This window comes from uncultured Rhodoblastus sp., from assembly GCF_903903185.1.
Lineage (GTDB): Bacteria > Pseudomonadota > Alphaproteobacteria > Rhizobiales > Beijerinckiaceae > Rhodoblastus.
This window is the reverse complement of the sequence record NZ_CAIUXT010000040.1, coordinates 46,145-52,144: the sequence shown is the minus strand read 5'-3', so window position 1 is coordinate 52,144 and position 6,000 is coordinate 46,145. Positions and strand designations below refer to the sequence as shown.

The 6,000-nt window shown below is 59.0% G+C and carries 3 protein-coding genes; all 3 read left to right on the top strand.

Translation table 11 applies throughout. From position 1 onward, the window contains the following. Positions 1-211: 211 nt before the first annotated feature. The 3 genes from QZY01_RS03440 to QZY01_RS03430 all read left to right on the top strand — a co-directional run bounded on the left by QZY01_RS03440 (position 212) and on the right by QZY01_RS03430 (position 5,784). Positions 212-811 carry an SLATT domain-containing protein gene (locus QZY01_RS03440; RefSeq protein ID WP_294533370.1) on the top strand — a complete coding sequence of 200 codons (600 nt, stop codon included), beginning with the start codon at positions 212-214 and terminating at the stop codon, positions 809-811. A 538-nt stretch (positions 812-1,349) separates the two neighbouring features. Further along, entirely contained in the window at positions 1,350-1,772 is a 423-nt protein-coding gene (locus tag QZY01_RS03435) for a toll/interleukin-1 receptor domain-containing protein (RefSeq protein ID WP_294533367.1), read from the top strand. Between the two features lie 4 nt (positions 1,773-1,776). Further along, positions 1,777-5,784, top strand: a complete 4,008-nt coding sequence (locus QZY01_RS03430; protein WP_294533365.1) for a hypothetical protein — start codon at positions 1,777-1,779, stop codon at positions 5,782-5,784. Positions 5,785-6,000 lie beyond the last annotated feature (216 nt).

Genomic DNA, 6,000 nt, shown 5'->3' with positions numbered 1-6,000 from the left:
CGTATTGTCGATCATGGCGGGCGTGGCTGGCGTGAAACGTGTGAAGGGTTGGCTTAGACACCCGAATCCTACGCCTTATCATGGCCTTAAGCTATGCCCGCCAGCCCAAAAATCACACGCCGTGAATTATCCGGGCTAGACGGCGGAAGCCATTAAGTCGGAATGCTTTCGCTACGCCGCGCGTGTCGGTGCCTATGCAACATCCAACGCGTTGAAAACGTTTCTCGACCGCATCGACGGTTTCGCCAAGACCGCGACGGACGCGGGACTAACGCCCGTTGATGACCCGATTCCGGCCAAAGCTGACGAGCGTATGCCGTCTGATCCGATGGCTCCGCGTCCCGAGGACGAGGATGCGGCGAAATGCTGGTATGTGACGCACCGAATCGACGAGCAAATTGAATACTACCGCAAGGGGCAGGAGAAGAATGAGGCGCTGGCGCGCCGGCTCTGGTGGGTCGCGTTCCTCGCTGGCCTCGCGGCGGTGCTGTTCGGCGCAATCGGAGCTTACGCGCAGGCCTTCGCGCCGTGGATAGGCTCGTTGACGACCATCGCCGCGGCGGTCGCGGCCTATGGCCTTGTGGACCGGCGCAAATATCTCATCGCGAGCCACGCCGGGATGCAAGCCAGCCTTAAGCGGATCAAGGCATTAAACGAATTACAGCCGGCGAGCCTCGCCGATCTCGTCACCGAAACGGAGGACCTACTCGACCGAGAACACGGGGAATGGCAGCCGCACATACTCGGTACGCTCCATATGCCACAGCCGGAGGCGGCGGAAGCGCCCGGTGCAGCGGCAAGCGGCGGGTGACCGCGCGACAGCTACGCTCTTATTCATAAAGTTCACAGATTTTACCGTGTTTTGCGACCGGCCTGATTGCGGGTGCGTGGGTCCGTTCGGCTACGCGCCATGGCGGGCAAGCTGAAGGTCAGGGCCACTATTCCGCTTTGGAGTTGCAGAGTATCCATCCGCCGTGCCACGCCGGCACGTGCTGACCGGCTTCAAAGCGATCGCTGTCAAATCGCTTCCAACTCCGACCCCTTTTCGCGTCCAATAACCACCCCCTCGCGGCGTGAGGTTGCTGTTTGAGAATCGGGCGTCAAACAAGATGAGAGTTTGCCGCCGCAGTCGCAACGCAGGGAGGGCTGAGCCCGACCGAAGCTGCAGCTGCGGGCGTTCGCAGATGGCCCGTCGGGCGGGGGAGGATGTCGGCTGTCAAACCGGCATAACGCTCGTTAAGAGTTTATGGACTTTGACCCCAATTACAAGCACTATTGAACCAATTATAGCTCCACAGGCTGGCGCGACGGGCACCCGTCGTTTCTTGCCGCTTACTACGGGTCTGCAAATGTCCCGCATTTTTCTTAGCCATTCGAGCAAGGACGATTTTTCCGCCGTCGCGGTTCGCGATTGGCTAGGCGAGGAAGGCTGGAACGACGTCTTCCTTGATCTAGATCCGGCGCAAGGCATTCATCCCGGCCAACGCTGGGAACGAGCGCTTTATGAGCAGGCCAGCCGGTGCGAGGCGGTGATCTTCCTCGTCTCGAACAATTGGCTGAATTCCGACTGGTGCCGCAACGAGTATGAACTCGCCCGCCGGCTCAACAAGCGGGTGTTCGTCGTGCTGATTGAGAACATCCCCCATGGAGATTTGCCTGATTACCTCAAGCAGACTTTTCAGGCGGTGTCGTTCGCCTCGGGCGAGGATCCGCATATTCAGCGCGGTGCGGCCGGGCACGCAGGAGGAGCGCCACGTCACTTTTTCGCGTGAGGGGTTGGCGCGGCTCAAGGCCGGATTGACCCAGGCCGGTTTGGACCCACGCTTTTTCGCCTGGCCCCCGGAGGGCGACCTCGATCGCGCGCCCTATCGCGGAATGGAGCCGATCGACACCTTGGATGCCGGCGTCTTTTTCGGCCGCGACGGCCCGATCGTCGAGGCGCTCGACGCCTTGCGCGGTCTCAGGGAGGCTGCGGCGCCGCGGCTGTTCGTCATCCTGGGTGCCTCGGGCGCGGGCAAATCCTCGTTCCTGCGCGCCGGTCTGCTGCCTCGTCTTTCGCGCGATGACGTGAATTTCCTGTGCCTGCCGTTGATCCGCCCCGAACGCGCGGCGCTCACAGGCGTCAACGGCTTGGTTGCGTCGCTGGCGGCGGCCAGCGTCAGGGCCGGTCTGGAGGTCACGCGCGCCAGCATCCGCGCGGCGGCGGCAGGTGGGGGCGAAGCCCTGCGACCTGTCGTGCAGGATCTCGTCGCCCGCGCGGCGCTTGCAACGCGCGCGCAAAAACCTCCTTCGCTCGTCCTCGCGATCGATCAGGCCGAGGAGCTTTTTGCGGGGGAGGGCGCGCAGGAGGGTGAGGAGTTGCTGACCATCTTGCGCGATCTGGCGTTGGTCGATGCGCCCGCGCTTATCGTGCTGTTCGCAATTCGCTCGGATTCCTATGACGCGCTGGAACATGCCAAGCCAATGGAAGGCCTCGGTCAAAAGGCCTTTCCGCTGCTCCCCATGCCCCGAGGCGCCTATCAGACGGTGATCGAGGGTCCGGCGCGGCGTCTCGTCCAATCGGGCAAGAAGTTCGAGATTGATCCGAGCCTGACGCAGGCGCTGCTCGAAGACATCGAAAGAGGCGGCGGCGGCGATTCCCTGCCCTTGCTCGCCTTCACGCTGGAGCAGCTTTACCGCGACCACAACGACGGCAAGCGCCTTTCCCGCGCTGATTACGAGGCTTTCGGAGGGCTGTCGGGTGCGCTCGATGCGGCGATGGCTAGGGTTTTCGAGGCGGCGGACAGAGATGCTCGCATTCCCCGGGACCACGCGGCGCGGCTCGCGCTGTTGAGGCGCGGCCTCATTCCATGGCTGGCCGGAGTCGACCCCGAAAGCAGGACAACGCGCCGCCGCCTCGCCCGCGCGGCGCATATCCCGGAGGATGCGCGCCCGCTGATCGCCCTGCTGGTCGAGCAACGCCTGCTCACGCGCGACATCGACAAGGGCGCGGGCGAGACGACGATCGAGCCCGCGCATGAAGCGCTGTTGCGGCAGTGGGCCTTGCTTCAGGGCTGGCTGGCGGAAGATTTCGGCCTGCTCTCCACGCTCGAAGGCGTCAAGCGCGCCGCGCGCGACTGGGACGCGAACGCTCAGGCGGCGGCTTGGCTTGCGCATCAGGGCGAGCGGCTGGCCGAGGCGCAAGCGCTCGACCAACGGCCAGACATCGCGTCAAAACTCGATTCCCTCGACCGTACATACCTGTCGCATTGCCTCAATGAGCAGGAGCGCAGGCGTTCTGAAGCGGAATTGCGCCTGCGGGAGCGCGATGAAGAACGGGAACGGCGAACGCGAGACGCCGAGGCGCTCGCCATCGCTGAGCGAGGCATATCTGCGGCGCGTTTGGCGGAAGCTCAGGCTGCGCAGCGCGTTGCCCGGCGCACACGCATCGGATTGGCGGTCGCCAGCGCGCTGACGATTGTGGCCACAGCCCTCGGCTTGTATGCGACGCAAAAACAAAAATTCGCCGAACTGAAGATCGCGGAAGCCAAGCAGAAAACGCGGGAAGCCGAGTCAAATCTGGCTGCTTCGTTATGGCAACAATCGCTTTTCCTTTCGTCCCTCTCAAAGGAAGTGTCCGCGAACGGAAATGATATGACCGCCATGCTTCTTGCCATCGAAGCCTTGGGAAGTGTCCCGTTGAGCTCTAGTCCACCGCAGGCGGAGCGAGCGCTTTTTGAAGCGCGAGCTGACGCGAGAGAACTGGCGGTCTTTCCTAGGCATGGAGACGTTGTGAACAGCGTCGACTTCAGCCCAGATGGCGAGCGCATCGTGACCACTTCAACAGACAAGCCTAATCTCAGCAGCGATGATCCGACCGCTCGCGTCTGGAATATCAAAGACAAATCCCTCATTTCGGAATTGAAATTGCAATCGAGGGCGACTTCGTCTGTCTTCAGTCCAGACGGGCGATTGGTGGCCACAAGCGGGGATGTTGAGGCTGTTGTCTGGAATCCGGACAACGGCAAACTCGTCCGATCATTCAAACCATTGAATGCCCAACACCCGTCGTTTCATGGCGCCGTTGAATCAGCCGTGTTCGATAGAAGCGGCGGCAGGCTCCTAGTCGGATCGGAGGATTATAACGCGTATTTGTTTGATGTTGAGACCGGCCGCCAAATTCGAGACTTCATTGGACATCAAGGGAATGTTTTGAGTGCGGCCTTCAGCCCGGATGGCGCGCGCATAATTACAACTTCGGCAGACGCAGACGCGCGCATATGGGAGACGACTACAGGGACGGTCCTGCATGTGCTGAATGGCGTCGAGAGCGCGGCTTTCAGCCCTGATGGACGCAGCGTCGCGACGGTGCATGGCAATTTGATACGAACATACGATGTCGCCTCCGGAGCCTTGCTCAAATCGTTCGCCCGCGGCTTGCATAATTTCTGGAGTGTGACGTTCAGTCCGGATGGGAAAAATATTCTTGCAGCGTCAAACGATGGCGCCGCCCACATGTGGGATGCCAACACCGGCGTTCGGGTGACGCTATTCAAAGGGCATTCGGACGGTGTGCGGTATGCTCGCTTCAGCGCCGACGGCACGCTCATCGCCACAGCCTCAGCCGATCGAACGGCGCGCGTTTGGCGCACCACACCCTCCTTTGGGACAGCCGTCGCGTTGGCGGGGATAAACCGCGGCACGCATATGGTCTTAAGCCCCAATCATGCGACCGTGTTGATCTGGGATCATTCCACAAAGAATGCGCAAAATTTATTTGATGTTAAAAGTAACAAATTGATATCAAATCTGGGCGGTGCCGATAACGCAATCACAGATGCAATCTTCAGCGAGGATTCCGAAAAGCTCCTAACCATAAGCAACCATGGCTACGTTATTAAAGTATGGGATGTCAGTTCTGGGAAACTTATTTTCACCACAAGACCGGAAACGTTTCTGTCTGAAGCTTCTTTTTCGTCAGATGGAAAAAAGATAATTGGCGGCATAAGTAACGGAATGGCGCGCATCTGGGATGCCGATTCAGGAAAAGAGCTTCTAACCTTCAGCGAAAGGCTTCCGACTACGTTGCTAAGCGTCAGCTTTAATCACGACGGTCAATCTGCTGTGACCGGCGACTTCAATGGTTATGTTGCCTTATGGGACGCTAAAACAGGACATTTCATAAGATATCTTGATCGCGCTGGCTATGTTGGTGTAACAAATGCTCATATAGACTACAGAAATAAATCGGCAATGGCCACCACCCGGAATGATATAATATTGTGGGATCTCGATAATTCGCATATTAAATTAAGAATAAAAACGACAGACAGCTTCATCCGACAGGCTAATTTCAGTTCGACAGGAGAGCGTATTTTCGCAATTTTTGGTAACGGAGCGATCGAAGTGTGGGATGCTCACAATGGCGGCACTGTGGCGTTTTTTCCCGGAACCCCGCAAACCGACGGCGGCGACATTTTCGGCTCAATCGCGGGCAATTCGACCATCAGATTTGAATCAGATGGAATTGCAAGAATTTATGATTTCCACGAGCGAACCCAGTCTCTTGTGGAGGACGCGCAAAATAGAGCTTCGCGATGTCTTACGCCAGCTCAGCGTCGAGACTATTCGCTTAACTCGGATCCGCCCACCTGGTGCATCACTTCAAGTAAATGGCCATACGATACGCAGGACTGGCGGGATTGGATGCAGTACCGCTCTAGTTTCAAAGCTGTTCCGCGCCCAGACGATGAGCAATGGACGGAGTGGGTAGCTCACCGTAAGGCCGGACTGCTTTCGCGATAGTTTAGCGAGTTGGTCAACGAAATCCGGAGCGAAGCGCATGACTGACGGAAGGTCACGTTTCCGCTCAGATTCGCGCCCTCTGGAGCATCTCTCCCTTTCGATCCGGCGACGTCCGCTTATCAGCGGACATGAGGCGGTCAGGACCAAGCGCTGGACGACGCCTATGAGCCGATTCCGGCCATCGCTCGATTGGCTCGTTACGGTTTCGCAGGCGAT

Excerpts from the sequence above, each read along its gene's own strand:
- QZY01_RS03435 (WP_294533367.1), top strand. The coding sequence starts at position 1,350 with ATGTCCCGCATTTTTCTTAGCCATTCGAGCAAGGACGATTTTTCCGCC.